General features: G+C 64.7%; 22 protein-coding genes and 3 pseudogenes. 8 read left to right on the top strand and 17 right to left on the bottom strand.

Going from position 1 to position 26,592, the window contains the following annotated elements; genetic code table 11:
• Nucleotides 1-204: 204 nt before the first annotated feature.
• From NTV05_09735 to NTV05_09720, 4 genes are all read right to left on the bottom strand, one after another.
• Nucleotides 205-1,128 (bottom strand): metallophosphoesterase, encoded by a 924-nt coding sequence (locus NTV05_09735; protein MCX6544678.1) that lies wholly within the window; start codon nucleotides 1,126-1,128, stop codon nucleotides 205-207.
• 18 nt (nucleotides 1,129-1,146) lie between these two features.
• A complete protein-coding gene (locus NTV05_09730; GenBank protein MCX6544677.1) occupies nucleotides 1,147-1,794 on the bottom strand; it encodes a hypothetical protein in 648 nt (215 codons plus the stop codon).
• 546 nt (nucleotides 1,795-2,340) lie between these two features.
• Nucleotides 2,341-2,694, bottom strand: coding sequence for a hypothetical protein (locus tag NTV05_09725; GenBank protein MCX6544676.1), 354 nt, complete (start codon nucleotides 2,692-2,694; stop codon nucleotides 2,341-2,343).
• 133 nt (nucleotides 2,695-2,827) lie between these two features.
• Nucleotides 2,828-3,040, bottom strand: coding sequence for a DUF6496 domain-containing protein (locus NTV05_09720; GenBank protein MCX6544675.1), 213 nt, complete (start codon nucleotides 3,038-3,040; stop codon nucleotides 2,828-2,830).
• Between the two features lie 521 nt (nucleotides 3,041-3,561).
• Between NTV05_09720 and NTV05_09715 the strand changes: the two genes are divergently transcribed.
• Both NTV05_09715 and NTV05_09710 read left to right on the top strand, forming a co-directional pair.
• Nucleotides 3,562-3,810 carry a type II toxin-antitoxin system VapB family antitoxin gene (locus NTV05_09715; protein MCX6544674.1) on the top strand — a complete coding sequence of 83 codons (249 nt, stop codon included), beginning with the start codon at nucleotides 3,562-3,564 and terminating at the stop codon, nucleotides 3,808-3,810.
• Nucleotides 3,807-4,271, top strand: coding sequence for a type II toxin-antitoxin system VapC family toxin (locus NTV05_09710; GenBank protein ID MCX6544673.1), 465 nt, complete (start codon nucleotides 3,807-3,809; stop codon nucleotides 4,269-4,271). The genes NTV05_09715 and NTV05_09710 overlap by 4 nt, the downstream gene beginning before the upstream one ends.
• 339 nt (nucleotides 4,272-4,610) lie before the next feature.
• Here NTV05_09710 and NTV05_09705 read toward each other — a convergent pair whose 3' ends face one another.
• The 3 genes and pseudogenes from NTV05_09705 to NTV05_09695 all read right to left on the bottom strand — a co-directional run bounded on the left by NTV05_09705 (nucleotide 4,611) and on the right by NTV05_09695 (nucleotide 6,839).
• On the bottom strand, nucleotides 4,611-4,880 hold the full coding sequence (locus NTV05_09705; protein ID MCX6544672.1) for a hypothetical protein: 270 nt from the start codon (nucleotides 4,878-4,880) through the stop codon (nucleotides 4,611-4,613).
• A gap of 466 nt (nucleotides 4,881-5,346) precedes the next feature.
• Nucleotides 5,347-5,793, bottom strand: a pseudogene (locus NTV05_09700) (C-GCAxxG-C-C family protein).
• Between the two features lie 515 nt (nucleotides 5,794-6,308).
• On the bottom strand, nucleotides 6,309-6,839 hold the full coding sequence (locus NTV05_09695; protein MCX6544671.1) for a hypothetical protein: 531 nt from the start codon (nucleotides 6,837-6,839) through the stop codon (nucleotides 6,309-6,311).
• 270 nt (nucleotides 6,840-7,109) lie between these two features.
• Between NTV05_09695 and NTV05_09690 the strand changes: the two genes are divergently transcribed.
• Nucleotides 7,110-7,313: a cold shock domain-containing protein gene (locus tag NTV05_09690; GenBank protein MCX6544670.1), complete on the top strand. Its 204-nt coding sequence runs from the start codon at nucleotides 7,110-7,112 to the stop codon at nucleotides 7,311-7,313.
• A gap of 112 nt (nucleotides 7,314-7,425) precedes the next feature.
• Here NTV05_09690 and NTV05_09685 read toward each other — a convergent pair whose 3' ends face one another.
• Genes NTV05_09685 through NTV05_09675 form a run of 3 tightly spaced genes read right to left on the bottom strand, consistent with a single transcriptional unit; the run spans nucleotide 7,426 to nucleotide 11,905 of the window.
• Nucleotides 7,426-8,403, bottom strand: a complete 978-nt coding sequence (locus NTV05_09685; protein ID MCX6544669.1) for a 1-acyl-sn-glycerol-3-phosphate acyltransferase — start codon at nucleotides 8,401-8,403, stop codon at nucleotides 7,426-7,428.
• Complete coding sequence (locus tag NTV05_09680; GenBank protein ID MCX6544668.1) at nucleotides 8,400-10,181, bottom strand: cyclic nucleotide-binding and patatin-like phospholipase domain-containing protein; 1,782 nt, start codon at nucleotides 10,179-10,181, stop codon at nucleotides 8,400-8,402. The genes NTV05_09685 and NTV05_09680 overlap by 4 nt, the downstream gene beginning before the upstream one ends.
• An 11-nt stretch (nucleotides 10,182-10,192) precedes the next feature.
• A complete protein-coding gene (locus NTV05_09675; GenBank protein MCX6544667.1) occupies nucleotides 10,193-11,905 on the bottom strand; it encodes a fatty acyl-AMP ligase in 1,713 nt (570 codons plus the stop codon).
• A gap of 369 nt (nucleotides 11,906-12,274) precedes the next feature.
• Here NTV05_09675 and NTV05_09670 point away from each other — a divergent pair.
• Nucleotides 12,275-12,364: pseudogene (locus NTV05_09670) on the top strand (Ni/Fe-hydrogenase, b-type cytochrome subunit).
• 197 nt (nucleotides 12,365-12,561) lie between these two features.
• Here NTV05_09670 and NTV05_09665 read toward each other — a convergent pair.
• The 3 genes and pseudogenes from NTV05_09665 to NTV05_09655 all read right to left on the bottom strand — a co-directional run bounded on the left by NTV05_09665 (nucleotide 12,562) and on the right by NTV05_09655 (nucleotide 15,608).
• Entirely contained in the window at nucleotides 12,562-13,587 is a 1,026-nt protein-coding gene (locus NTV05_09665) for an AI-2E family transporter (protein MCX6544666.1), read from the bottom strand.
• 121 nt (nucleotides 13,588-13,708) lie between these two features.
• Nucleotides 13,709-15,394: a DNA methyltransferase gene (locus NTV05_09660; protein ID MCX6544665.1), complete on the bottom strand. Its 1,686-nt coding sequence runs from the start codon at nucleotides 15,392-15,394 to the stop codon at nucleotides 13,709-13,711.
• Nucleotides 15,363-15,608, bottom strand: a pseudogene (locus NTV05_09655) (IS1 family transposase). The gene NTV05_09660 and the pseudogene NTV05_09655 overlap by 32 nt, the downstream one beginning before the upstream one ends.
• Before the next feature lie 114 nt (nucleotides 15,609-15,722).
• On the opposite strand from NTV05_09655, the gene NTV05_09650 reads away from it, so the two are divergent.
• Nucleotides 15,723-18,050 (top strand): prolyl oligopeptidase family serine peptidase, encoded by a 2,328-nt coding sequence (locus tag NTV05_09650; protein ID MCX6544664.1) that lies wholly within the window; start codon nucleotides 15,723-15,725, stop codon nucleotides 18,048-18,050.
• A 29-nt stretch (nucleotides 18,051-18,079) separates the two neighbouring features.
• Here NTV05_09650 and NTV05_09645 read toward each other — a convergent pair whose 3' ends face one another.
• Nucleotides 18,080-19,120: an acetamidase/formamidase family protein gene (locus NTV05_09645; protein ID MCX6544663.1), complete on the bottom strand. Its 1,041-nt coding sequence runs from the start codon at nucleotides 19,118-19,120 to the stop codon at nucleotides 18,080-18,082.
• 425 nt (nucleotides 19,121-19,545) lie between these two features.
• Here NTV05_09645 and cysK point away from each other — a divergent pair, with 425 nt between their 5' ends.
• Together cysK and NTV05_09635 are read left to right on the top strand one after the other, a co-directional pair.
• Nucleotides 19,546-20,463, top strand: a complete 918-nt coding sequence (cysK, locus tag NTV05_09640) for a cysteine synthase A (protein MCX6544662.1) — start codon at nucleotides 19,546-19,548, stop codon at nucleotides 20,461-20,463.
• A gap of 97 nt (nucleotides 20,464-20,560) precedes the next feature.
• Nucleotides 20,561-23,479: a TonB-dependent receptor gene (locus NTV05_09635; protein ID MCX6544661.1), complete on the top strand. Its 2,919-nt coding sequence runs from the start codon at nucleotides 20,561-20,563 to the stop codon at nucleotides 23,477-23,479.
• 16 nt (nucleotides 23,480-23,495) lie between these two features.
• Here the strand turns inward: NTV05_09635 and NTV05_09630 are convergent, their stop codons facing one another.
• The 3 genes from NTV05_09630 to NTV05_09620 all read right to left on the bottom strand — a co-directional run bounded on the left by NTV05_09630 (nucleotide 23,496) and on the right by NTV05_09620 (nucleotide 25,621).
• On the bottom strand, nucleotides 23,496-24,131 hold the full coding sequence (locus NTV05_09630; GenBank protein ID MCX6544660.1) for a hypothetical protein: 636 nt from the start codon (nucleotides 24,129-24,131) through the stop codon (nucleotides 23,496-23,498).
• 81 nt (nucleotides 24,132-24,212) lie between these two features.
• On the bottom strand, nucleotides 24,213-25,034 hold the full coding sequence (locus tag NTV05_09625; GenBank protein MCX6544659.1) for a hypothetical protein: 822 nt from the start codon (nucleotides 25,032-25,034) through the stop codon (nucleotides 24,213-24,215).
• Nucleotides 25,031-25,621, bottom strand: a complete 591-nt coding sequence (locus NTV05_09620) for an RNA polymerase sigma factor (GenBank protein ID MCX6544658.1) — start codon at nucleotides 25,619-25,621, stop codon at nucleotides 25,031-25,033. The genes NTV05_09625 and NTV05_09620 overlap by 4 nt, the downstream gene beginning before the upstream one ends.
• An 82-nt stretch (nucleotides 25,622-25,703) precedes the next feature.
• Between NTV05_09620 and NTV05_09615 the strand changes: the two genes are divergently transcribed.
• Nucleotides 25,704-26,558, top strand: a complete 855-nt coding sequence (locus NTV05_09615) for an OB-fold nucleic acid binding domain-containing protein (protein ID MCX6544657.1) — start codon at nucleotides 25,704-25,706, stop codon at nucleotides 26,556-26,558.
• The last annotated feature ends 34 nt before the right edge of the window (nucleotides 26,559-26,592 follow it).

Raw genomic sequence — 26,592 nt, 5'->3', positions numbered from 1 at the left:
TATTTCGGAGCGTTCCTGCTATCCACGGTCGGTTTCGGCCGGTTGGAGGCTTGGGCCATTGAGACGCCGTCGCGAGCCGCGTCGCTCGTAGCAACGCTGCTCCTGGCTGTCCTCGTGGTTGCCCTCTATCGCACGCGCCGAACGCGGGCCTTGACCGAGGTCGCCTCGCGGTGCCGGTGGATTCGTCCGGACCAGGCCTCGGTATCAGGGCGTGATCTTGCGGCGCATGAGGACACCCGAGTCGACGGTCTGGCCCGTGCGTGAGATGGCACTGAAGTACATCTGGTCGCCGATGATTTCGGCCGCCAGGAACGCCTGATCGGTATCGAACCCTTTCGCCGTCAGGCCGCTCTGCCGGTCGATGTTACCTTTCCGCAGTTCGCCCCCCGATCCGACGACGAAATACGCGATCCCCTGTTGCGGTTTCACGCGTTCATAGAAGTGGTCGTGCCCGCTGAAGGCGACGCTCACGTTGTACTTCACGAAGAACGGCTCGAGCACTTTGCGCAGACTCAGATCGGAGCCGTGCATTTCGCCTGACGAGTAGATCGGTTCGTGAAAGACGGCGATCTTCCAGTCGCTGCTCGAGGCCTTGAGCTCATTCTCGAGCCACTGGAACTGCTCCGGCGTGGGGTAGGTGGCCTCGAGCAAGAAGAGGCAGATTTCCGGCCTCGGGTTGACGGTGTAGTAGAGCTTCCCGCCCATGTTGAACAGCTTGTAGTAACGCTGTTCGCGGGCGTCGTGGTTGCCGAGCGACGCGTAGAACTTCACGCCGGCATCGAGGAGCGGCTTGTAGGGAACCTCGAACTTCGTTTTGAAGTCTTGCGGGCGCTCCGATCCGAGCAGGTTGTCCCCGACCGTCACGACCGTGTCGAACTTGAACCGCTCGTGGAGTTTGGCCATTTGCCCGGCGAGTTGGTACTGCGCCGGGGTGTTGTCGCCGAAGTCCCCAAGCACGGCGAACTTGAACGAGCCGTCCGTGTTCGGAAACGGGGCTATCGGTACGGCAGGCGCCTGCCTGGCATCGAGACGGGCGCCGCCGGTGATGATGCCGCTGTCGCGGTAACCGACCCCGGCCACGACGAAGAGGCCCAGGAGAACGATGAACGGTAGGTGACGCGTGCGCATGATGTCCTCTGTCTCCGGTTACTTCGGGATGGCGTTGTCGATAAAGTCCGCAATGACATGGGCGTGGGTGTCCAGCAGGATCAGCCAGAGCCCGACGAACCGGTACTCGAGATCCTCAGTCAGCTTCGGCAGCGTCTGCAGGACCTCGGGCGGTACCCCGCTCAGGGGCACGGCGTCGGGGTAGCGGCCGTTTACGGTGAGCCTCAGCGCGACCGGGTCGACCGTGTTTTCTTCCAGGACCGACCTCCTCAACTTCCGGCCAACAGGCCCGGCAAAGACGGTCGCGAGCAGGCGTTTGACGACCGGGCGCGCCTCTGGCGTGAAGATGTCGCCGGGCTTCGCGGTCGCGCGGGCCGCGCGCATGAGCTTTTCAAACGTTCGCTGGTTCTTGTCGATCTGATCTGGCGTCGCTTCCGTCGGCAGTTTCGGCAGTGATCGCTCGAGCTTCACGTGCAGCGCGACGTATTCCTTTAGACGGACGTTCATCGTCGCAAGCGCCTCCGCGTCCGCCGGGGTCAACGGCCCGACGACACGCTCGGTCGCGGGCGCCGACGCCGGGGACTCGGTGGTTGCCGGAGACGCAGGGGGAATGCCGTCGTGTGAGCATGCGCCCAGCGTCAGGATGGCCACCGCGACAACACTCATGATGTTCCGTATTGCAGACATGCATGTCTCCTCTCTCAATATTGGCGTTTGCCAGGACGGTACCGCAATTACTCTCGCCCACGCCGCCACGGGCGACGACGATCCGCGATCCGACCCACCCACGATGCGGCAATCGCCGACGGGGGTCTGTGCAGTTGAGAACATGTGCACCCGGCGGAGTCGTGGATTCCGGCCGCGCCGCTCATGACGTCTTCGGCGGGCCGACCTGGAAACCTGACCCGCGTCATCCCGCCATTCCCCGTTTGTCGTCAGGCCCTGTGCCGTGAGGCCTCTTGTTGAACCGCCACTACGATCTGCACAACGAGGCGTATGGGTATCTGGCGGACGTGACGATTGGCGGCCGGACGCTCACCGCGATCGGCGCGCTCCAGGCAAGTTCGACTGGGCCGTCAAGACGTTCTCGTTCCTGCTGCGGGACAACAATGACGTGCGCTGCGACATGGATTTCGTGACTATAGGAAGCATGAGAGCAGTCTCCGCTCGCCTTCCGCCAGCCAGGCACAGTCGGCGCACAACCGTCGACATCCAGAACTCGTTCGCCTGGTTCTACACGCTGGAGTGTTCGCGATTCACGTACGCCGCCATGACGAGAGCCATGACGAGAGCGATCACCGCGATCAGCAGCGCGCGCAAGTAGGCGACGATGCCGAGGATGAACGCCTCAAAGAGCCACGTCCCGGCAATGCTCACCCCAAGAAGCACCAGGGCGACACCAGCCCACCGCTGACTCCGCCACACGCCGAACGCGGCCGCGAGGGCACATACGGCCTGAAGGACAAAACCCATCAGCAGCGCCGGCACGGGAGGTGCGACCAGCAACCCGGGCACGTAGCTGGCGGCACAGATGCCATATCCCAACAGCGCGACAGCAATCAGGAGCAGCGTGGTGGAGCGGTTCATTCTGGCCTCCTCATTCGTCAGCCACGAGTTCAGTCCCCCGTTGCAGTCGGAGGAATCGAGGAGGGCTGACGCCCCGGACGCCACTCACCATGATCGGGGTCGACGTCCGATGCTGTACCAGGTTGAACAGCCGCTATCGCATGGCCTTCCTCTTCGCTGGACGCTGACTATCTGTCTTCGATAGGCCGGCTTCCGAGAGCGCGATGGCGATGGCCTGTTGCCGATCCGTGACCGTCGGCCCCTTCTTGGAGCCGGAGTGCAACGTGCCCTCCTTGAACTTGTGCAGTTCGCCCTTCACCCGTTTCTGTTGTGCCTTCTTCGGTGCGCTCGGTTTCAGTGTTGGCATAACTCACTCACATTCATACCTCACCGCAAGGCACGTGGGACGCTAGCAAACCGCGATGTGCGGGCACGATTAGGTATTCAAGAATCCCCTGGCAAGCGCGCCGGCGATGCGATCGTCATCGGGGGCCGCGTGCCACACGGCCTCGAGAACCTCCCGGCGATCGTTCATCGGACGATAGGACGCATAAACCGGGTCTCCGCTCGCCTTCCGCTGGGCAGGTTCACGCAACGCCCGCTACCAGACCTCGCCTTGGCAGACACTCCCCGGGCACGGGGCCGATAATGGCCGCTGCGGCCGGGTTGTCAAGGCGCATTCCGCGGCGCATTCCGCGGATTCGCGCGGGTCACCTCTTACCAGCAGCACGTGCGGCGGTTGCCCGTACGACGGTCGGGCGGACCTCCGGCGACGCGGACGTTGCGGGCTCGACATGGAACTATGCTGCGGGCCCCGTGCTCGTGCTTGTCTGACGGTGGGCTGGGATGTATATTGACCTTGCGCAGATCAACATTCAGGAGAATCCTATGGCGCTACAAATAGCCAACCCCGTCGTCGTGGCGAAGGTCGAGCGGCTCGCCAAGGCCACGGGCCTGACGAAAACGGCGCTTGTCGAGCGGGCTATCGATCGCCTCGCCAGCGAAACCCTCGGGGCAGCCGACCCGGCGCGAAATGCCGCGCCGATGGCCGCGCTGTTGGCCCAACTGGACCGCATTCCCGACCGCCCGGATGCGTTCGATCCGTTGCAGTGGGATCCTCTGGGCTTGCCGACATGATCGTCGTGGACACCTCGGCCATCGTGGCGATGGCATTCGCGGAGCCCGAGCGCGACGCCTTCGTCCGAACCATCCAGCAAGCCGACAAGGCCTTGATCAGCACGGTGTCGGTGGTCGAAGCACGCATGGTCGTGCATGGCCGGCGCGGGCAGCGAGCGGTGGTGCTGCTGGACGATCTGCTGCGGCTGCCAGCCTTCGAGATCGTCGCGCCTGGACTGCCCGAGATGGACGCGGCCTACTCGGCCTTCGTGGCCTTCGGCAAAGGCAGCGGCCACCCTGCCGGCTTGAATTTCGGCGACGTGTTCAGCTATGCGCTGGCCAAGGTGCGCGGCCTGCCTTTGCTGTACAAGGGTGATGATTTCGCCCAGACCGATGTGGTCAGCGCTGGGCCTGATGTGGCGGAACGAACACGGAGAAACACTCAGGCGGCCTGTGGGGGCAGTCCGCCTGGCCGTTCGTGACGGCGCTTACTATACCCCGGACTCGTGACAGATCAGGTCACGCGTGGTTGTAGCAGCCGTATGAAGAGACTGACAGAAGGGGGAGCGAGCGTGTCCTGAGGACACCCCGCCCCATCACGATTCGGACTTACACCACGCGGGAGTGCATGGAGGCACTCTGGCACGTGCCGCGTCGCGTTTGACAGGAAAAGCGCGCGGTTGTTGAAATTCGATTCCACCGACATCCCGCTCCACTTCTTGCGCCTGCGTCGCCGTCCAACCGTGTCGGGCTCACGCGCAGCCGCTGTTCGCAGACACGGGCGGCGGTGGCGCGCAACGCCGCGACAACCGGCCTTCACTCTATCCCAATGAGAAGAACTCCGGTCCCTTCTCCATTCTCAAGATGGCCGGCCGCTCCGAGTCGACGACCCAACTGTGCCATTCGAACTCCTCTTCCAGACCCGGAACGAAGCTCTTGAACGTCATCTTCGGCCCAGTCACCGCAACTTCGACGTACCGAGAACGGAAATGACCCTCGAAGCTGACAACGGATACGTCGCCGCCGCTATCGACTGCTCCTGCCGCAAGCGCTGACCGGGCTGCGCTCGCGGCGATTTCGGGATTGGACATGAAGGTCGGAAGCCAGTTTCGAAACTTCTCCTCCGGCGTTCGGCGCCGAGAGTATGCCACAAGAATGAAACGTTGGATCTGGCGGCAGTCTCTTGGCTGCGCGGGACTAACCTGAGGTGTGAAACTCGCTCGATGCTGCGACAGACTCTCCAGTCACCATGGGTGTGCAGAATCTCCGGAGGGGGAACAGTGCGCTTTGGAGGGTGTTCCCCCACCCGTTCCCCCTGCGTCACATTTTCCACGGCCCGCCAGGCTCCCATCGATGCTCGAAAACAGACCCTGCGGCGGCGGCCATGGCCGGCGGCAGAACGAAGCCGGCAACCGCGGCTGCAAGTGTCGTTGGTTGCGGGCCCCCGCAACCATGAAGGCCACAGGGCTGAACCGTGTGGCTTTTTCCATTTGCGCCCCGGGGATTTGAACCCATATTTGCCGGCAACTACCCTGAGCCTGACCCCAAGGCGGGGTGCTAGTCCCCCTTGGCAGGGGCGTTCACGATTTCGTTGGCGATCGCGGCTGCGTCCCGGACGTAGCTCTGGCAAGCCGTGAACAATTCTTTCGGATCGCGTCCTCCGAGCATTTCTCTGGCCGCTTTCTGGCCCTCGGGCGTGCTCTGATTCCCAAGGAGCTTCTTGAGCGTCTCGGGATTGCGTATATCAATCTTGCCCAGATCGAAACCTGTCAGGTCCGGGCAATTGATCGACTTGTGCTGCGCTTTAAATCGATCGGCGAGATCGCGCACCAGGATCGCCGTCTGCATCGATGCCGGACCCAATCCGCCATGCTTCAGTCCAATCGCCATGATCCCACCGGCGACGGCACCGCAAACGCCTCCGAGGTACATCCCGCCGCCGAAGCCCGCGGAAACTTTCACGGCCGTCTGATAATCCATGCCCATCTGCTCGGCAACTGCCGAGAATACGGCTTGCGCTCAAGAATGCCCTTTCATGAAGCGGCCGGCGGCCACATCGACGACATTCCCTGCCTGTTTGTCCTGGACCCTCCCGGCAGGTTTCGGTTCGGCCTGACGTGCCGCCGCCCCGGCCCCCCCCAGAACAAGCACTGTGCCCATGGCCCCCAGACCTTTCAAGCTTGCTCGCCTCGACACGGAGTGTTTCTCGCTCATTCCCTGACCTCCAGCGACTCTGTCGTGTGATTCGTGCGGACACGGACGCAACGGACACGGCCGTCAGGTTGTGGGACCGGGCGCTCGACACCGATCCACGGTATGGGACGGATTACGCGGCCCCGAAGTTCCCGCGGCGGGAACACCTGTCGGCCTTGGGCTTTGGGAATCAGGCCCACCGGACGGACTCGGCAACCAACGTCAGACCATCTTCCGGCGCCTGGAACTGGCAAAGCTCGACGAAGATTCAATTCAGTGCGTCAGCCGAGGTGTCGCCGAATCCGAGCAGGTCGACGTCTGACGGATCAGCTTCGTCGGCGCCTGGCGCCGGCAGATCGCCGCATGATCCGCTTCAGTTCGGCGGCCGCCTCTTCGGCGAACTCAATCACCAGCTCGATGTGCTGGGTGAGCGCGTCCGGAGCCCGCAGCGCCTTCAGCGTCTCGGAGCCCGCCGCGACAACCAGTCCGTCGTCTACCGCCAGCCGGCACACGCCCGGCACGCTCGCGTTGATTTCCAACATCGCGTTCATCAGCACGAACACCTGGTCCCGATCGTCCGGCAGTTCCATGACCTTCGATTCGACCCGCAGATAAAGGTCGCCTTCGAGCTCCTCCACACACACGTAGGCCGGCGTGTCCTCGAACGGCAGGTATCGGCCGCCGCGTTTGTCCGCCAGCTTGAGCGGGTCCTTAATGCCGGCTCCAACCAGGAAGGCGTCGATCTCAGCTTCGGTCGCTTTCTTAATCGCGCGCTTGTCGACCACCGACAGCTTCCGGGTGCTGTCGAGTCGATCGAAGGCGGATGGGCGGGTCTTGTGGGTTTGGCGTGCTGTCATGAACGGCCCTCCAGAGGCGCATCAGTATCTTGTCAGAGTTGGGCACAACCGTGCTATACTGCTTTACGTTCCGCTTTGAGTCCCGCCGCCGACGGCACGCCTCGTGGTTTGCCGCTCCCGTCTACTTCAAAGCTACCGGTCGCGCGACCCGCTCGTCTCTGTGATATCTGCAGACCCGAAGGCGACCTCATCCGGTACGTGAACACCTCACGGCGCTGCATGCGGCGTAACGGCGGGAATCGGTTCTACGACAGTCTAGGAGAGACGACGATGGCTATCAACGGCACGATCAAGCGACTGGTGAGCGACAAGGGTTTTGGGTTTGTCGCCGCAGAAGACGGCAGCGAGTACTTTTTCCACCAGTCAGCGTGCACGAACACGCGATTCGACGACCTGCGCGAAGGCCAGGCAGTGACCTTCGAGCGTGGTCAGGGGCCCAAGGGTCCGCGCGCTGAGAACGTCAACGTCGCCTAGTTTGGCCGACGCACGGCGGGCCGCCTGAGCCCGCTCGTACTCAGATAATCCCACAAGAGCCGCCCGTGCGCTTCGCGCGCCCGGGCGGTTTTTGTCGTTTGACCGGGCGAAATCAGCCCGCGCCAGGGCCGGACGGCGTCCGATACACGCCCTGGTACGCCGGCGGCAGCAGTGCAGCCAGCGATCGCATGATCCCGTCGGTGTGGCGCCTCAACTCGCGCGGCCCGGCGGGCCCGAACGGCACGTGCACGGCCGACCCGAACCGCACTTCGAGGCGAACCCGCCTCAGCCGCAGCCACGACCTCCAGGCCCGCTCCTGTCCCCACAGGACGGCTGGCGTCACTGGCACGCCCGAGTGCGTCGCCAGATACGCGATGCCGCTGTGTGCCCTGATCAGGCCGCCCGTGCGGCTCAGTTTGCCCTCGGGGGCGACGGCCAGCGCGCCGCCGTGCCGAAGCACCAGGAGCGCCTGGTCGAGCGCGGCGTGGTCGGCTGTTCCCCGTGAGATGTAGATCACGCGGCCGATGTTCAGCAGCCAGCCCAGCACGGGCTTCCGCTCGAACTCCTCGGCCACCAGCAGGATGGTCCGCCGCGGCAGGACGGCGAGCATCCAGACCGCGTCCAGAATGTGCAGGTGGTTGCTGGCGACGAGCGCGGGCCCTGATACCGGACAGTGATCAAGACCCTCGACATGGACGTCGCTGGTCACCTTGACGAGGATCCGAATGACCGCCCTGATGGCACGTTCAAGCGAAGGGGTGCGGTGGTAATCGATCGCGGCGTAGTCGATCGCATCGGAGCTTCGCCGGCGGCGAACCGCGCGGGGCGGCCGGTCGTCGGCCACTGGCCGGGCGAGCCGGTTGGCCAGGACGTTGATACTGACACCCGCCTGCAGCACATCATCCGGCAGCTGCCTTCCCAGCCAATCGGAAAGTTCGCCGGCAATGGTCGCCGCGGTCAGCGAGTCGAGGCCGTAGAACGTGAGGGCGCGATCGACATCCATCGTGACCGGATCGAGCCGTAGTTCGGCCGCGACCGCCGCCAGCAGCCAGGTGACGATGTCCTCGTGGGACCGGCCGGCGCTTCTCATCTCGCCTGCCAGCCTTCGAGCGCACCCCGAGCGCACTCGTACCCCACTTGGGCAATCGCGTCGAGTTTGTCCCAGTCGAACATGCCGAACTGTTCGACCGCCGGATTGAGCAGCAGATCGATGTCGTCGGTCACGCGTTTGCGTTCGCGGGCGCTCGCCAGCATCGTCGTCCGCATGATGATGGAGAGGATGCCAGGCACCTTGCGGTGCCGGCGGTTCAGCAGCAGGTTCCACCCCGAAATGGCCTCGGGATACGGACCGGTGATGGCGAGATCCTTCTCGGGTGTCACGTTGACGGCGACCACCGGCCCCCCCACCACCTTCTTCATGATGTCGGCGGGCAAATTGTTGAGCACGCCGCCATCGATCAGCAGCGCCCCTTTGTCGTGCACGGGAATCGCGATGCCAGGCAGCGACATGCTGGCGCGCGTCGCGCGGGCCAGCCGGCCATCCTGGTGGATCCGCAGTTCGGCGTTGGTGAGGTCGGCCGACACGCAGAAGTAGCGCAGCCACAGGTCCGGAATGTCGATCGTGCCGAACATGGCGGCCACCATCGCATCGAGCCGGCGACACGCGAGCAGAGCCACGACCGGCAGGGTCTTGTCCTTCAGCGGGTTGTTGACGATCCAGTGATGCCGGTTGAGGGCCAGCATGGCAGCCGGGTCCAGATCCATGGCGCACTGCCCTGCGATGATGGCACCCATGCTCGTGCCGCCAACGGCGTCGATCGGCACGCCTGCCTCGCGAAACGCCCGAATCACGCCGATGTGCGCGAACCCGCGCGCGCCCCCGCCGCCGAGCACCAGTCCGACTGCGCGGCCGGTCAGAAACCGCACCACCCGATCGTATTCGCCGGTAACGCTCGGGCACACGTGATGGTGCGACACCGCCCCCGTCGCCGCGAGCCACGCGGCGGTTCCGCTCGGCGTGGCCGTCGTCGCGTGCAGCAGGACCAGCTCGACCGGCGGCAGTCCGTCTCGGAGGCTCAGGTCGAGCGACCAGGACACCAGCCGGTCGTGGTCGGGACGCGTATCACCGTCGGCCACGATCAGGGCGCGATCGGCCTGCCGGACGCACCTGGCGGTCCAACGCGTGGACGTGGCATCGGCGACATAGAGCGTGTGGGCGTGCTGCCGCTCCTGATCGTCGAACCAGCGGGAGGCGGCGAGCTCGTCCAGGCCACGGGTGGCCTGCTCGACCTTCGATCCGGTCAGCACCAGCGTCGTTCCGATGCGTTCGAAGGCCGCCGCGAGCTGTTCGACCACGCCTCGATGGCGATCGCCGCCACCGGCGCTCAGGACAGCAATCGTGGCGATCCTGGCTGGCGGATACGTTCCCCTGTTTCGGTCCTGCAGGCGGGCGATGATGCGTCGGGTGACCGCGAGCATGGCCTTGGGATTTCGGTCGGTGACTCGCTCGAATGCCTGCGTCGAGAGCTTGACGAGCGTCGTGTCGCGGATCGCGCGCACGGTGAGCGAACGGGGGTCGCCGGTGAGCACGGACATCTCGCCCACGACCTCGCCCTGCGAGATTTCGCCGACGACGACAGGCGATCCGTCAGGCACCTCGATGATGGCCTGGAGGCGGCCCGTGATGACGACGAACAGGGCATCGCCGACGTCGCCGCATCGGAAGAGCAGCTCCCCGCCCGGTACGTGAACCCACGACACCTCCCTGGCAATGCCCTGCCGGGTGGCTTCGTCGAGGTTCCTGAACAACCCGTCGCCGCCCGACGCCTGGTCGATCGCCCGGAGCGCCGCGTCGATGTCGTCCGTCATGATGGGTGGTCTCAGAGACGGCCCCTGAAGGCGCCGTCAAGATACGCCCGGCGGCAGGCGTGGCGCTGAATCTTGCCGCTGGACGTGCGGGGAATTCCGCCCGGCCGAAGAAAAACCATATCATACACACCGATCTCGTGCGCCTCGGCCACCGCCTGGCGCGCCAGGCCGATCACTTCCTCGACATCGAGTTCCCTGGCCTCGCGTTCGAGTTCCTGCGCGACCACCAGGCGCTCCTCACCCTCCACGTTCACGGCGAAGGCCGCACAGCCGTTCTGCCGAAACGCCGCGTGGCACGCCTCAACCGTCAGTTCGATGTCCTGCGGATAGTGGTTCTGGCCCCTGATAATCAGCATGTCCTTCAAGCGCCCGTTGATGAACAGATCGCCGTCCAGGATGAACCCGAGATCGCCCGTCCGCAGAAACGGCCCGCGCCCCGTGTCGGCCAGCGTCGCGGCAAAGCTGGTTGCCGTCCTCTCCGGAAGCTGCCAGTAGCCGGAGGCAACGGTCGACCCACCCACCCACACTTCGCCAACCGCGCCGTCGCCGAGGGCGCGACTTGTCGCGGGATCGGCAATCACCACCTCGGTGTCGATCTCGGAGCGCCCGCAGCCGACCAGCGTCCTCGCCTGCGTGTCGTCGGACGGCCGGGCTTCGACACGCCCGAGATCGAGCGCATCCCCGTCCACGCGCGCGTACCGAACCGGCTCGCCGCGACGCGAAGACGTCACCTTCAGCGTCGCTTCTGCCAATCCGTAGCCTGGGCAGAACGCCTCCTCGCGGAACCCGCACGACGCGAAGTACGCGGCGAACTGCTTCAGCGTCTCGGCGCGAATCGGCTCGGCGCCGTTGATCGCGACGTGCCAGTGGCTCAGGTCCAGCCGGTCGCGATCGGCCGCCTTGATCTTTCTGGCGCACAGGTCGTAGGCGAAGTTCGGCGCCACGCTATGCGTCACCCCGAACGTGGTGATGGCCTGCAGCCACCGGACCGGCCGTTGGATGAAGGTGATCGCTGGCATCAGGTATCCGGGAATGCCGGCGAAAAGCGGCTCGAGCACGCCGTACACCAGCCCCATGTCGTGGAAATGCGGCAGCCAGGACAGAATCACGCTGTCTGGCTCGTGGCGCCAACCGTGGTGCATGTCGAGCAGGTTGCGCAGCAGGTTGTGGTGCGTGACGATGACTCCCGTCGGAGCGGCCGTCGAGCCAGACGTGTACTGCAGGTGGGCGACCGTCGAAGGCGTTGGCTTCCAGTGGCGCCAATCGGCCTGCCCCGCCGGATCGACTGAATCGGTCGCCAGCCAGGCCATGCCCGGGTTCAGCCCGGCGAGAGGGGGCGGCGCTGTCCCGGCGGGAAGCATCGACGCGGGTGCAAGGCCGAGGGCCGGGGCGGCATCTTGCACGATCGAACGGATTCGCGGATCGACATCGTGGCCGCGCGGCGGATAGACCGGTACGGCGATCACGCCGGCGTGGAGGCAGCCGAGAAACGCGCAGACGAACTCCAGGCCGGGCGGGTACAGCAGCAGCGCGCGACTTCCAGGCGGCAGGCGCTCCTGCAGTTCGGCGGCGATGGCCCTCACGCGAACGCCCAACTCGGCGTAGGTCAGTTCCTTCGTGACCGCCAGCCCGTCAGGCAGGAAACGGAACGCCGCGCGATCCGGTGTCTCCGTCTCGCGCAGGCGGAGCAGTTCAGTCAGGGTCGCGACGTCTGCAGAATTCACGTGCCCTCCGGCCTCTACTGTATCCCGTGCTCGTGAGGCGGGGTCAGTACCGACTTTCCACATAGGAATTCATCTCTTCAACGCGATCAACTTCGTCACGACGTTAGAATCAGCCACCTGGTAGCCGGTCGGCATGCCTGTATTCACGCGCGTCTGGTTGACCCGAACTTGGACAACCAGCACAACACAACACGATGTCCCGCGCCTGTCTCCGGCAGGGTTCTGACTTCGCGTCTTCGATGCGGTCGGCCATCGACCACTCGCGACGTGGGTCTCTCTGGTTCTCTCTCCGGATTCGATCCGCGCCACGTTCGCCCTCTCCCGCACGGCCGCGGCCCGTGCGGCGCAATCCTGAACCGGAACCTCAACATCCTCCACGTGTACCTCGTCTACTATCACGACTACGTCGAGGGCCGCGGCATCATCTCGTCGATGGCGGGCGGCTGGAAGTTCGTCGAGCGACGCCCGGGGGGGAAGAAGGGGCGGGATTGGGAATTCAGGGTTCGGGATTCGGCAGGGCGGGGGCCTCGTGCTGGAGGCCGGGCTGGAGCCCGGCGATTCCAGGGGTGTCACGCTGACCAGCTGTCCGATCCGTTGCGAGCCTGGGATCGCCACGCTCCAGCGTGGCTCCTGGGTGATGCTGGCTGCGTGCGTTGTCAGATCAACTGCCGACTCGTCAGCTCATCCTTGACGTACGCGTAGTAGATGGGTGCCGCGACCAGTCCGGGCAAGCCGAAGGCGGCCTCCATCACCATCATCGCCAGCAGCATCTCCCACGCTCGCGCGTTGATCTGGCTTCCGACAATCCTGGCATTGAGGAAGTACTCGAGCTTGTGGATGACGATGAGGAAGACGAGCGACGAGATCGCCACCGAGACCGATACGCTCACGCTCACGAAGACGATGAGCGTATTGGAGATGAGATTACCAACGACCGGCAGCAGCCCGGTCACGAACGTGACCAGGACGAGCGTCTTGGCGAGCGGGACATGGACGCCGAAGAGCGGAAGCGCTACAAGCAGGTACGCACCGGTGAGCAGTGTGTTGATAGACGCAATCCGGACTTGAGCGAATACGACTCGACGAAACGCGCGGCAGAGGCGACGCGCGCGTTCCTGGAGCGCTGAGGCCAGCGGACCAGGCGTGAGGCCCGGCTCCACCTCACGCAGCGCAACCAGCGCGCCAACGACCAGCCCGACCAGTATGTGGGCGAGCACGCGACCGGTGTGAGCGCCGAACTGTTCGACCTCGCTGGTATGCCCGCGCAGACCTTGCACCAGGACCGTCTTCAGCTCCTCGATGTCGCCTGGAAAACTTCCGACCACCGACGCCGGCAGTACGGCGCGCCATCGATCGAGGATCTCCCCCATCTTCTTGAGGAATGTCGGCAGATTGCCGGCGTCGCTCCTGGCAAACGCCACGATCCCGATCCCCACAAGCACGATCGCCAGCACGACGAACGTCGCCAGCAACGCGACGGCGACTAGTTTGCGTCGCTTCCGATGGATACGGAAGATCTTGAACCGCGGCGCAAGAACGTGCACGAGTTCGTGGACGAGCAGGCCGGCCAGAAGCGCGGGCACCAGGTGCAGGCCCAGAATCAGCACGAGGGCAATCCCAGCGAGAATCCAGGCGGCACGTTCGCACGGGTTAGCGTGGCGGCGGTCGGAAGTCAGTTCCATAGCCCTGATCCGCTGTGACAGAAGACCCGGAGACGGTGACGAGTCGGCCGGTCGGAGTCTGCTTCTACTCCACCGGGGTCGCGCCTGTCCAGCGTCGACTCGCCGGGGTAGTGGTCAAGTGTCATTCTTCAGGATCGCCGAATGGCATGGGGCTTGTCTCTCTGACTTCTAGCTGTGCCTTCGGAGCCCGTTTAAAAGTGACGCTCGTCTGGGCCGGAGGCCGGTCAATCGTCTTGCCGGTCAGCATGTCTTCCACGGTCAGGATCTGCAACCGCGCGTGCTTGCCCCACGGAGACGTGTAGAACCCGGCGCTGGCGCATTCTTTCCGCATCGGCGTTGTCGGCTCATCCATGCAGAGCAGGACACCGATCTCGGCCTTCTGGCGATCCATGACGCCGAGGAGATCTCGCAGATGGCACACCGTCACGTGTCCGGCCTTCACCGACAGGACGATCTGTTTCGTCTTCGCGGTGTCGCCTTCGTGGAAGTAGATGCGGCCGTCGATTCCGTGGTCCGCACCTTTCTTGCCTTCGACGGGTCGCGCACCTACCAGTCCAAGCGCCCACCACTGGAACTGGTATGGGTCGTCTGTGGCCAGCTTCGCGGCGTCGGGCAGAGATACCGGCTCACCAACGACTTCGTATTTCGCCCGTGCGCCAAACGCGTCCGCCAAGCGATGCCGAATCAGACTGATCGCTAGTGTCGTGATGTCGATCCCGACCCAGTGGCGGTGTAACTTCTGCGCGGCGGCGATCGTCGTTCCGCATCCGCAGAACGGGTCCATCACGACGTCGCGTTCGTTCGAGCTGGCCGAGATGATCCGTTCGAGTAAAGCTTCCGGTTTTTGCGTCGGATAGCCGAGTCGTTCCTGTGCTTGGGAGTTGATCGGTGGGATGTCTCCCCAGAAGCTACCAATAGGCTGGCCCTTCTCAGTCGAAGGTCGCAGCTTCCGGCGCACTCCGTTCTTTGTCCAATTCAGATTACCCTGTCGGTCGATTTCTTCAAGTACTGACCGTTCGACGCGCCAGCCAGCAGGCCCGGGTGTGAATCCCTTGTATTCATAGACGAGATTCGGCCGCGGTCCCATGCTGTCAGACCGGAGCATCGGGCCATCCTCGTACGGCCCGTACTCGTCAGAATGCGAGTACTTACCGCCCAATTCCTCGGCGCTCAGCGCGGTGCGAATCCGATCCAAGTAGATCGGGGCTGACGTGGACTTTGTGTAGTAGAGGATCGTGTCCGTAAACGGGCTAAACCGCGTCAGTCCGTGCTGTGATCCCTTCGGGTTCTTTGATCGCAGCCAGATTATTTCGTTCCGAAAGTGAGCCGGGCCGAATACCGCGTCGAGGAGTATCTTGAGATAGTGACTGGCGGTCGAATCACAATGCAGATACAGACTGCCCGTCGGCTTCAGCGCGCGGCGCATCTCCACGAGGCGCGGCGCCATCATCGCGACGTAGGCCATCATGTCGGAGTCACCCAGAAACGTCCGAAACGCCTGCATGGCCTCCGATACCTTGCCGCCCGCCTCGATGACCTCCTGACAGGCCCGCGCCGCGCTGTCGTCCCACTTCCACGTGTCCCCGAACGCCTTGATCTGTGAGGCGGCCCGTGCCCCGTCCCGCTCGGCAAAAAGCACGTTGTAGCTCGCATTCGAGTTGAACGGCGGGTCGAGGTAGACGAGGTCCACACTCTCGTCATCAATGTGGCGCCGCAGCACGTCTAGGTTGTCGCCGTAGTAGAGCTGGTTCATGTCGGGCCGATTGTAGCCCGAGTCAGGCGCGTTCGAGCAGACTGACGGTTTCATCGAGACTCCACACGTGATTCGCGAGTCGGGCTTCCATCGCTGGAGTCACACCGAGCGTCTGATGAATCCGCGCGAGGTTGTAGTGCATATAGTGGATGGCAGCCGCCGCCGTGTGGTTCTCGACCTTCTTTGAAGATCCGTTCGTCAGGCGCGTGAACCGGCGCATGGACATCCGCATCGTGAGGTTCTGGCGCTCCACGTAACTTGTGCTGATGTGCTTCGACGTTCCGCCTGCCCGGCTCCGCGTTGTCGGGTTGGTTGGCTGGTGGTAAGCTCACCGCGACCTCAACGGCTCAGACGCCCTGTCGAGTACCCACGGAGGAATACGATGCGTCTCCCTCGCTACCTCTATGTCGTCCCGCTGGCGATGACGCTCCTCGTCACGGCGCTTCTCCCGACCTGGGCTCAGACCGGATCGGCACCGACAATCGCGCAGTTCCTCAGTTCCGCGTCGCCAATCGAGGTGGTGGCAGCCAGAAACGTGGATCGGATCGCGTGGATAGCGTTCGAAGAGGGGAAACGCAACGTCTACACGGCGGCGGCTGCGGCGTTCACGCCGGTTCGGCTGACGAACTACCTGAAGGATGATGGCGTCGATCTGACGGCCGTCCGCATCTCCGCCGACGGATCGACAGTGGTGTTCGTGCGAGGCAGCGCGGCCAATCGTGCGGGCTGGCACGCGAATCCGGCAAGCGACCCGAACGGCCCCGACGAGGCGGTCTGGGCGGCGCGCATCGCGAGTCCGGGCGTCTCGTGGCGGGTGGCCGAAGGCAGCAACCCGCAGTTGTCGCCGGACGGGCGGTGGGTCCTGATTGTCAGAGACGGCCAGATCTACCGCGCCGCTGTGACCCAGGTGAAGCCAGCCACCGAGATGGATCGAGGGGAGAAGCCGTTCATCACCCAGTACGGAACCAACAGTGGACCGTTGTGGTCGCCGGACGGGAACAGGATCGCCTTTGTGAGCAACCGTGGCGATCACAGCTTCGTGACGGTCTATCACGTAAAGACGCGATCGGTGACGTATCTGGCGCCGAGCGTGGACTTCGACACGAATCCGGTCTGGTCGGCCGACAGCCAGCGTGTCGTCTTCACGCGCCGGCCTGGCACGCCGTTCGGACAGCAGTCGCAGGCGGGCGGCGGCGGAATCGGGGTGCCGCCCGGACCGGCGTCTCAAGCGGCCGCGACGACGGGCCGGACGGGAGGCGGCGGACAGGGGCGCGGAGCAGGCTCGCCCGTCGCGGCAGCGGCGGCACAGGTGCCGGGCCTGGTGCGCGCGACTTTCAAGGGCGGATATACGCAGTCCATCTGGGTCGCGGATGCGGCCAGCGGCGAGGGCCACGAGGTCTGGCACAATCAACCCAACGACCGTCTCTTCGCGACCGTGAACAGCATCCGATGGGCGGGCGACCTCATCGTCTTCCCCCTCACCGTCGGTGGCGGACGCGGGGGGCGCGGTTCTGCGGCACCATCGACCGAGCCTCAGGCGGCGCTCGCCCTCCCGCAGGATGAGTGGGATCGGTACTACAGCCTCGACCTCACGAAGCCGAACACCTCGCCGGTGCTACTCACTACCACCGACGGCATCATCGAGGATCAGACCTCGGTGATCGTCTCGCACGACGGGAAGACGTTCTTCTATTGCACCAACGCGAAGGACATCGAGCGGCGGCACATCTGGGCCGTCCCGACCTCGGGCGGCGAGCCGAAACAAGTCACGACGGGCGCCGGCATCGAAACGTACCCGGCTCCGCTCGCGTCGGGCAAGACACTGGCGACGTTGAGCGCCACGTGGAACATGCCGCAGTCTCTCGGGATCTGGCCCCTCCAGTCCCCGGCGGCCGCGCAGAAGATCGTCTTCCCGACATCGCGCCCGGGATTTCCAACCGCGGCACACGTCGAGCCACAGCTCATCACAACGACCGCGCCGGACGGGCTCAAGATCCCCAATCAACTGTTTCTGCCCAAAGACATCAAGCCCGGCGAGAGGCGGCCGGCAATGATCTTCGTACACGGCGGACCGTCGCGGCAGATGCTGCTCGGTTACCATTACCGCTACGTCTACCACCAGTTCTACGCCACCAACCAGTGGCTCGCGGCTCACGGCTACGTCGTGCTGTCGGTCAACTACCGGAGCGGCGTCGGGTACGGGCGATCGTTCCGCACCGCCGCCAACACGGAGGCGCGCGGCAACTCGGAATATCAGGACGTGGTTGCGGGCGCGAAGTACCTGCAGTCTCGGCCGGACGTCGATCCCGCGCGCGTCGGTATCTATGGCCTCTCGTACGGGGGCCTGCTGACCGCTCAGGCGCTGGCCCGCAACTCCGACATCTTCGCCGCCGGCGTCGACTATGCCGGCGTGCACCTCTACGGCAGTTCGCTCGATCCAAACGATCTCTCGTATCAGTCGTCGGCCATCTCGCAGATCGACAAGTGGAAGTCGCCGGTGCTCCTCATCCAGGGCGACGACGACCGCAACGTGGCCTTCTCACAAACGGTCGGGCTCGTTCAGCTCCTGCGCCAGCGTGACGTCTACACCGAGCTCATCGTCTACCCGGACGATGTGCACGACTCGCTGCTCTACAGCCGGTGGCTGCAATTGCTTGGCCGGATGGACGGGTTCCTGCAGAAGTTCCTGGGAGCGGGAGCGTCGAAATAGACGCTGCCGGGTGAAGCGAGATCGCCGGATTATAGTGTCGGCTTGAAGATGCTCTTCGGCATCCGCACGTGGACGCCGAGATTCGGCTTGTCGACCAGTTGTGTGATGGCGACGTTGCCGGCGATGCTCGTGAGTTGATACGCCTGGTGAGCGGTCAGGCCCTTCGCGTCCACCAGGTAGTTCACCATCTCCTGGATGGCTGCTGACGTCGCGACCTTCAGGTCAGGATCCGTCGCCATGGCGATGTAGTCTGTCGGGGTCTCCGCGCGCGGCCAGGCCAGCTTCATGCCCTTCCGCACGGTGAGCTGCAGCCGGCCACGGAGCGACGTCTCGATCGCTGTCTGGTCGACCTCGCCATCGCCCTGTGCCGCGTGGCCGTCACCAACCTCGAAGAGCGCACCAGGCACGAATACCGGGATGTACACGATCGAACCTGCGATCAACTCGCGGTTGTCGATGTTGCCCGCGTGCCGGCCCGGCGGAACGCTGCTGACGCGGCCCAGTGCAGGCGCAGGCGCCACCCCCATGCTGCCGTAGAACGGCCGGAGCGGAATGACAATACCCGGCAGGTACGCAGCCGTCATCTTCTTCTTGTCGATCGGGATGATCTTCATGCCCGCGGCCTTGTCGCAATTCTCGGGCACGAACCCGCTGCAGCCGTTGTAGCCGTAGTCAATCGGGAAATCGATCGAGAGAATCTTCACCTCGAGCGCGTCACCAGGTTCGGCGCCTTCGACGTAGACCGGTCCCGTGAGGATGTGGCCGCCTGGCCCGCGCCTGTCACCGGTCACGTGGGCGGTGATCGCCTTGAGCGACTCCTGGATCTTCTCCGGCGGCACTCCTGCACGCCCCAGCGCCGTGGGATTACTTGCCAACAGCGTGTCGACGTCGATGATGTCGCCTGACGCAATTCGAAGCACGGGTCTGGCCTCGGACCAGTAGTAGCCGTAGGCGACTGTCTCGGGAGTGGCCTCGAGGCGATGTGTCTTCGGCTTCGGCGCCTGGGCCGCGACCGTCTGGGCAATCACGAGACCGAGCAGGGCGGACGCTGCGAAAGTGCGTTTGAACATGCGCACGATTCTCGACGATGTGGGGGCCGTGACGCAAGCTGACAGGACCTTTCTTGGGCCTTCGGGCGCGTCTACAGCGTCTATACGGGTGAGGCCCTGAATGTCACCGTTCATTGAGTCCTGGATCAGTAAGGTGTGTGCTGCGCGCGGAGCCTACCATCTTCCCTTCCGCGCTGATGTGTTGGCCACCGATTTCGTGACCGACGCGCTGGCGCTGTTATTCCCGCACTTTGCGTCGCAGCGCCGCTGCGACACTCAGGGCGTGGAGGCCGAACTGGCCCGGCTGCAGGAATCGCTGCGCCACTTCATGCTCGAAACCGGGTACGTGGACGACGATGCCACTGACAGAGCGCGGGCGTTCGTGAACCAGTTGCCGGCCATTCACGACTCACGCTCTGACCTGCACTCGACATTGAGGGACCGTCATGAACGCCCAGACCATTCTCGACACGATTGGCAGCACGCCCCACGTCCGCATCCGCCGCCTCTTCGATTCGCGAGTCGAAGTCTGGATGAAGATGGAACGAGCCAACCCTGGGGGCAGCATCAAGGATCGGATCGCGCTCTCGATGATCGAAGACGCGGAGGTGCGCGGCCTGCTGAAGCCAGGCACGGTCATCATCGAACCCACGTCGGGCAATACCGGCATCGGGCTGGCGATGGTCGCGGCCGTGAAGGGCTATCGGCTGATTCTCGTGATGCCTGACTCCATGTCCGTCGAGCGGCGCCGGATCATGACCGCCTACGGCGCCACACTCGACCTCACCCCTCGCGAGCAGGGCATGAAGGGCGCGATCGAACGGGCATCGCAACTGGTGGCCGACACGCCAGGCGCCTGGATGCCCCAGCAATTCGACAACCCGGCCAACATTGCCGCGCATCAGCGAACGACCGCGCGGGAAATTCTCCAGGACTTCCCCGACGGGCTCGACTACCTGATCACGGGCGTCGGAACGGGCGGCCACATCACCGGGGTGGCGGAGGTGCTCAAGCCGCTGATGCCTCGGCTGAAGGTGTTTGCCGTCGAGCCCGCGAAATCGGCTGTCCTCTCGGGCGGGGCGCCCGGGCCCCACAAGCTGCAGGGACTCGGCGCGGGCTTCGTGCCGGTCAACCTCCATCGCGACATCCTCGACGGCGTCATCCAGGTGAGCGAAGAGGATTCGTTCACATACGCTGCTCGCGCCGCCCGGGAGGAGGGCCTCTTCATCGGGGTCTCCTCAGGTTCTGCACTGGCCGCGGTCGCGTCCAAGTTGCCCAGCGTGGCTGACGGCGCGCGCATCCTGACGTTCTGCTACGACACCGGCGAGCGCTACCTCTCGATCGAGGGCCTGTTTCCGGCGTGACTGACGCGGACATTGACGATAGAATGCGCGCTCGGCCATCTTCTCTCAGTCCTGCGGATCGGAGCGCGCATTGCCTTTCCCGTCGGTGCGTTGGTGCGTGACAGAGTTCCGCAACCTGGTCGCCGCGATCGTGATCGTTTCGGCCTGCGCCGGTGTGTCGGCGCAGATCGGACCGGCAGGTTCGCTTGCGGGTGATGTCACCGATCCCAGCGGATTGCGCCTGGCGGGCGTCCGCGTCACGGCGACGACACAGGCCGGGCGCCCGGTGGCGGTGCTGACAGGCAGGGACGGCACCTACGCGTTGCGTCCGGTGATGCCGGGTGCCTGCGACGTGACGTTCGAACTGGTGGGCTTCGAAACCCGGCGACGCAAGATCGTCGTGCAGGCTGACGCCCCGACGATCCTCTCAGTGGAACTCTCGATTGCGTCCATTCCAGCCACCATTACCGTCACTCCTGAGCCGGCGCCGCTCGGCTTCGATCCCGAGCTGCCCCAGGGGACGTCGTTCGGGATCTCGATGTTCGAGCTGATGCCCATCGACGGATCGCTCGAGGCCCGGATCACGCTGGCGCCTGGCGTGAACGCGAACGGGCCTGGAGGCGCCATCACGATGTCGGGGGCGCCATCGTTCGGCAACCTGTTTCTGATCGACGGGTTCGTCATCAACGAGAACCTCCGCCAGCAGGCACGGCCATTCCTGATCGCCGATGCGCTGCAGGAGACCAGGGTGGCCGCCAGCAGCGTGGCGGCCGAGTTCGGCCGCTTTCAGGGCGGGGTCGTCAACAGCATCACCAAATCGGGCACCAACAAGCTGGCCCTCTCGTTCCGCGCCGGATTCACCAACGACGGCTGGCGCGCCCTGACCCCGTTTGGAGGCGACAGGACGATCAATCGGCGCATGCCGACGCTCGAGACCACCATCGGCGGGCCGATCCGAAAGGACCATCTCTGGTACTTCGGCGCCATCAAGCTCGAGAAGAATGAGCAGAATCGGATCCTGCCTTATACCAGGATCAACTACGTCTTCGGGGACACGCAGCAGCACTACGAAGGCAAAGTGAGCTGGTCGCCATCAAAACGGCGGACCGTCCGTCTCTTCTACTACCGCGTCGACGACCGTCGCACGCGCGTCGCCAACGGCGCGGTGATGGATCTGGCCAGTCTGTACAACGACGCCACCCCTGAGACGCTCTACGCCGGCAGTTACAACGCCACCGTCGGATCGCGCATGCTCGTCGAGGCGCGGTACTCCAACCGGCAAATGACGATGACCAATGTTGGCTCGCAGGAGACGACGCTGGCCGGAGGCGGTACGCCGATCTGGGACCGTTCGCGATCGAGCGCGCGATTCAATTCGCCCTTCGGGTGCGCGGTATGCCCGGGATCGGATGACGAACGCGACAACCAGAACCTGGTCGCCAAGGTCTGGTTCACCAGATCGACTCGCACGCGCGGTACGCATGAAGTGACCGCGGGCATCGACGCGTTTCAGGAGTCCCGCCGGAACAACAGTTACCAGAGCGGCAGTAGTTTTCGCGTGCTGGCGACGCGGTCGAGCCTTGTCGGCGGACAGATCTACCCGGTGTTTCTGTCGGACAAGACCACGTGGATCTACTGGACGCCGATCCTGAAGAGCGCGGCTGGCAACGATCTGCGCACGCTGTCAGGATTCCTCGCAGACACCTGGCGGGTGAACCGGCGGATGACCGCCAGGTTGGGTGTGCGGTACGACTACGATGCCGACAAGGACAGCCTTGGCGCAAGCGTGGTCCATAACTATGAATTCAGTCCGCGCGTCGGGTTCACCTGGGATGTGCGGGGCGACGGCCGATGGCTGCTCAATGCGGCGGTCGCGCGCTACGTGACAGCGATCAATTCGGCCATTGCCGATTCGGCCTCGTCCGGCGGGCGGCCGGCGACGTTCGTCTACGACTACCTCGGCCCGGCCGTCAATGCCGCCTCCGCAACGGTTGTGTCGACCGACGCGCTCAAGACGCTGTTCGGCTGGTTCACGGCCAACGGCGGGACCAGTCGGACGCCGCGAAGCGCACCGAGCATTCCCGGCCTCACGAGCCGGATCGCCTCATCGCTCCGCCCGCCCCATGCGGACGAGTTGGCTCTCGGCCTCACTCGCCGGCTGGGAGACAGTGGATCGTTGCGCATGGACGGCGTCTACCGTACGTCCGGCAACTTCTACGCGAACCGGCGTGACATGTCGACGGGCCGCGTCAGCGACGGGCTGGGCCACGTCTACGACCTGCTGATCGTGACCAACGCGAACCAGGTGGCGCGGACCTACGGGGCCGTCAACGCCCTGGCTTCGTACCGGCTCGGATCGCGGATCCAGTGGTCGACCTCATATACGCTCTCGTGGGCGCGCGGCAATGCCGATGGAGAGACCGCCACCAGCATCGGTCCCGATGCCGCCGCGTACACCGACTACCCGGAGTACCGCGACCCGACGTGGCACTCGCCCACCGGCTGGCTGGCGATCGACCAGCGCCACAAGCTGCGGACGTGGGCGACGATCGATGTGCCGGCCCCCAGACTCCTGGGCCGCGTCAGTGCGACCATCATTCAGCGAGTCGACACGCCACGGCCCTACAGTGCGGTGGGCAACATCAACCCGAGCGGGTACGTGGCGAATCCCGGATACGTCACGCCGCCGACATCGGTGCCCTACTACTTCAGCGGCCGCGGAGCCTTTCGCACGGAGACGCTCAACGCCACGGATGTGTCGATGACCATCAATCGCACGTTCGGAACGAAGACGAAAGTGCAGCTGTTCTTCCGCGGGCACTGCATGAACGTGTTCAATCACGCCGCCGTCATCAATGTGTCCCGGACCGTGCTCACGCGCAACGACAATACGGCCTACGTCGCGTTCAATCCGTTCACCGATCAGCCGGTCCGGGGCGTGAACTATGTATTGGGACCGGACTTCGGCAGACCCACGACGCCCGGCGACTACCAGCCGCCCCGGGAGTTCTCGTTCACGCTGGGATTCAGATACTGAGCAGCGCCGAGCGCCCTTACGATTCCAGGTTGCCGGTGTCGGATGGCTGTGACGGCGGCGCGGCGTCGGCGGCGCGCGACTGAATCGAGGCGTAGACCAGCCAGGCGCCGACCAGCACGAGCGCGAGCGGCCACCATCGCGTCACCCACTCCATCGGCAGGCCGAATATCGTGTGCATGAACAGCACGATCCCGAATACGACCAGGCATGCACCGCCCACAAGCGAGCCGTGCCACTCGGGCGTCCGCTGGTTCTCGGGCAGGTCCATGGGCCGCAGGCCCGAGAGCGCCTGGTTGTACAGAGACGCTCGCCGCCCCGCGTCCACGCAGCTGTACAGCCACGTGAACATCGTCGACATGACGAGCAGCGGCATGAACTCGTGAAGTCCGAATGACCGATTCTGTGTCGACAGAGTCACCAGCGCTCCCGCGATGATCACGAGCGTGATTCCCTGCTGGTAGTACCCCACGTAAATCTGTCCGAGTCCCGGCATCACCGACAAGACGATGGCCAGCAGCGGGTGCTTGCGCCGTGGATCGGCAACCATGCCAGTCTGGCGATCCCACCTGGCACCATCCAGGCCACTGGGTACATTCCGCACGAATGGTGGCGGTGTGTCGGCGACGGGCTGTTGATCGTGTGTCGCATCCATGATTGATTCCTCGCGCGCCGCAACATGGCGCTTTGCCTTCTTCACCGATATCCGAGTGAACCCTCGCTCCGGTACTCACTGCTACTGACTACCACGCACAGGAGGGTTCGCAGGTTCGGTCGGGGCGGGCGGCACCGTCTGCGCCTCGACCCATCCAAAGAGCCCGCGCAGCCAGTCCCACGCCGAGGCCGCCCAGTGCGACGTCCGATCGACAAGCCAGGCCCAGCCCTTCGAGGCACTCGCCTGCCTGCTCTCGATCTCCCGCATCGCGCGTTCGACATACGCCGGCACCGCGGATGTGGCGCGTTGCCAGATTGCACCCTGCTGCCTGGCGCCAGCGCCGGCCGAGGAGGTGGTCTCGCCGGCCACGATCCCGTTCGTGCGTCCGCCGATCGCATTCGCGACAAGCGCGGGATTCCCGACGACGATCACCAGCAGCACGGTGGCCAGATAGGCCGCCTCGAGGCTCAGTCGCGGCCGGGCAAGCACCCGTTCCCACGTCGAACCTGCCCACTCGCGACACGTCTCGACCCAGGCCCAGCGCTCGACGAGCCAGACCCACGGCACGCCCCGCGAGACGGCCCGCCGGCCCGACGTCGCGGCAACGACGCCTGTCGCGAAGTCTGCTGCTGGTTCGATCTCAGCCAGCGTCGCGAGCACCGCGCGCGTCTCGGCCAGCGTTTGCGCCACGGCCTGACAGGCTGCGCACTGCTCGAGGTGGCCCTCGATCAGCGTCGTCGTCTGATTGTCGATTGGGCTGTCGGGCTGGCCACCGATCAGGGTCAGTGCCCGCTGACACGCGGACCCCGTCGTTCGCGCCAGCACCGCAGACGTCATGGCTCGGCGCTCGGCCGGAGTCAGCCGCATTCGGCGGAGGATCGGCTGCTGCGTGTGGGGCTTCATCCCTCACGGCTCCCTATGCCAGGCGATTCGACCGGCTGGCTGATCGCGAGAACCTGCTGCGCCAGTTCAATCCTCGCGCGGCTCGTGCGCGACTTGGCGGTGCCAACCGGAATGTGCAGGGTCGTCGCGACTTCCTTAAGCGACAATCCGTGGATATCACGAAGGATTATCGTCTCGCGGCTGATCTGTGTCAGTCGGCGCAGAGCCTGCCACACGAGCGATCGTCGACGGTTCGCCGTCATCTGCGCCTCGGGGTCCGGACTTCCGCCGGTCAATTCGGCCGCCGCATCGAGGCCGACCTCGGTTGCCGACGTTCTCGCCCGGCGACGCCGCAGATAGTCCACCGACAGGTTGCGGGCAATCGCGATGAGCCAGGGCAGGAACCGATCGGCCGCCGCCCACTGTCGTCTGCTCGAATACAGGCGTACAAAGATGTCCTGCGCCAGGTCCCGGGCATCTTCCGGATTCCCGGTATAGGAGTAGGCAATCGAGTAGATGCGCCCCTGAAACCGGCGGACAAACGCCTCCCACGCCAGTGGGTCGCCGGCATGGCATCGCGCAAGCAGGTCGGCCAGTTCCAGTTGCATCACCGCTCTAATTCAGTAGAACGCACGGCGCCCTTCGAGAGTTCCCCTATCTATGGTACCTTGCTGGTATTGGGAGGATATCTTGACGAAACGGCTACTCGTGTTCATTTCCCTGGTTGTCCTGATTGGCGTCGCCGGCTGCTCGAGCCAGCCTGCGGCCAAGATTGAATCCACCGCTCAGACGCAGGCGGCCCCGCAGAGAGCGGCACCAGCCTCGGCTTCGCCTGCCGCCGAAGGGCCGAACGCCGCTCCGCAGACGGTCACCGGCACGGTGATGGAGACGATGAACGCCTCCAATTACACCTACCTGAGGGTGAAGGTGAATACGGCCGACGTGTGGGTGGCGACCGCGCAGTTCAAGGCCGCGGTCGGGGATAAGGTGGTCGTGCCGCTCGAAATGCCGATGCAGAACTTCCACAGCCAGTCGCTCAAACGCGACTTTCCGCTGATCTATTTCGTGAGCCGGGTTGGCCGTGAAGGCGAGACCATGCCGCCCGCCATGCAGCCACAGATGCAGCCGGCAATGATGTCGGCGCACGGATCAACCCCCGCCTACGCTCCTGCGGGCGCGCCGCCTCCTGCAGGCGAACCGCAGGCGAAACCTGCACAGGCGGTGATCAATGTCGCACCGGCAGCGGGCGGCATGACGGTGGCCGATGTCTGGACGAAGCGGAAGACGCTCGGCGGGAAGACGGTCACGATCCGCGGCAGGGTCGTCAAGTTCAATGGCGGCATCCTGGGTGTCAACTGGCTCCACCTGCAGGATGGCACCGGCACGGCGAAGGACGGCACCAACGACATCACGGTCACGTCCCAGGCCGCTGCCAAGGTGGGGGAAGTCATCACCGTCACGGGCAAGATCGCACTGGACAAGGATCTGGGTTCCGGCTACTCGTACGCCGTCATTCTGGAGGGAGCCACGATTATCGTGAAATAGGCGCCTCCTCTATGTAACCGCCGGCTCAGACCGT

The sequence above is a fragment of the Acidobacteriota bacterium genome, from assembly GCA_026393755.1.
In the GTDB taxonomy this organism is placed as follows: Bacteria; Acidobacteriota; Vicinamibacteria; order Vicinamibacterales; family JAKQTR01; genus JBAXOX01.
The sequence above is the reverse complement of the archived record's forward strand: the minus strand, read 5'-3'. Positions and strand labels throughout refer to the sequence as shown.

Bases quoted from the DNA above. Each gene is read 5' to 3' on its own strand.
- NTV05_09735 (MCX6544678.1), bottom strand. From the start codon at position 1,128: ATGCGCACGCGTCACCTACCGTTCATCGTTCTCCTGGGCCTCTTCGTC.
- NTV05_09730 (MCX6544677.1), bottom strand. From the start codon at position 1,794: ATGTCTGCAATACGGAACATCATGAGTGTTGTCGCGGTGGCCATCCTG.
- NTV05_09725 (MCX6544676.1), bottom strand. From the start codon at position 2,694: ATGAACCGCTCCACCACGCTGCTCCTGATTGCTGTCGCGCTGTTGGGA.
- NTV05_09720 (MCX6544675.1), bottom strand. From the start codon at position 3,040: ATGCCAACACTGAAACCGAGCGCACCGAAGAAGGCACAACAGAAACGG.
- NTV05_09715 (MCX6544674.1), top strand. From the start codon at position 3,562: ATGGCGCTACAAATAGCCAACCCCGTCGTCGTGGCGAAGGTCGAGCGG.
- NTV05_09710 (MCX6544673.1), top strand. From the start codon at position 3,807: ATGATCGTCGTGGACACCTCGGCCATCGTGGCGATGGCATTCGCGGAG.
- NTV05_09705 (MCX6544672.1), bottom strand. From the start codon at position 4,880: ATGTCCAATCCCGAAATCGCCGCGAGCGCAGCCCGGTCAGCGCTTGCG.
- NTV05_09695 (MCX6544671.1), bottom strand. From the start codon at position 6,839: ATGACAGCACGCCAAACCCACAAGACCCGCCCATCCGCCTTCGATCGA.
- NTV05_09690 (MCX6544670.1), top strand. From the start codon at position 7,110: ATGGCTATCAACGGCACGATCAAGCGACTGGTGAGCGACAAGGGTTTT.
- NTV05_09685 (MCX6544669.1), bottom strand. From the start codon at position 8,403: ATGAGAAGCGCCGGCCGGTCCCACGAGGACATCGTCACCTGGCTGCTG.
- NTV05_09680 (MCX6544668.1), bottom strand. From the start codon at position 10,181: ATGACGGACGACATCGACGCGGCGCTCCGGGCGATCGACCAGGCGTCG.
- NTV05_09665 (MCX6544666.1), bottom strand. From the start codon at position 13,587: ATGGAACTGACTTCCGACCGCCGCCACGCTAACCCGTGCGAACGTGCC.
- NTV05_09660 (MCX6544665.1), bottom strand. From the start codon at position 15,394: ATGAAACCGTCAGTCTGCTCGAACGCGCCTGACTCGGGCTACAATCGG.
- NTV05_09650 (MCX6544664.1), top strand. From the start codon at position 15,723: ATGCGTCTCCCTCGCTACCTCTATGTCGTCCCGCTGGCGATGACGCTC.
- NTV05_09645 (MCX6544663.1), bottom strand. From the start codon at position 19,120: ATGTTCAAACGCACTTTCGCAGCGTCCGCCCTGCTCGGTCTCGTGATT.
- cysK (MCX6544662.1), top strand. From the start codon at position 19,546: ATGAACGCCCAGACCATTCTCGACACGATTGGCAGCACGCCCCACGTC.
- NTV05_09630 (MCX6544660.1), bottom strand. From the start codon at position 24,131: ATGGATGCGACACACGATCAACAGCCCGTCGCCGACACACCGCCACCA.
- NTV05_09625 (MCX6544659.1), bottom strand. From the start codon at position 25,034: ATGAAGCCCCACACGCAGCAGCCGATCCTCCGCCGAATGCGGCTGACT.
- NTV05_09620 (MCX6544658.1), bottom strand. From the start codon at position 25,621: ATGCAACTGGAACTGGCCGACCTGCTTGCGCGATGCCATGCCGGCGAC.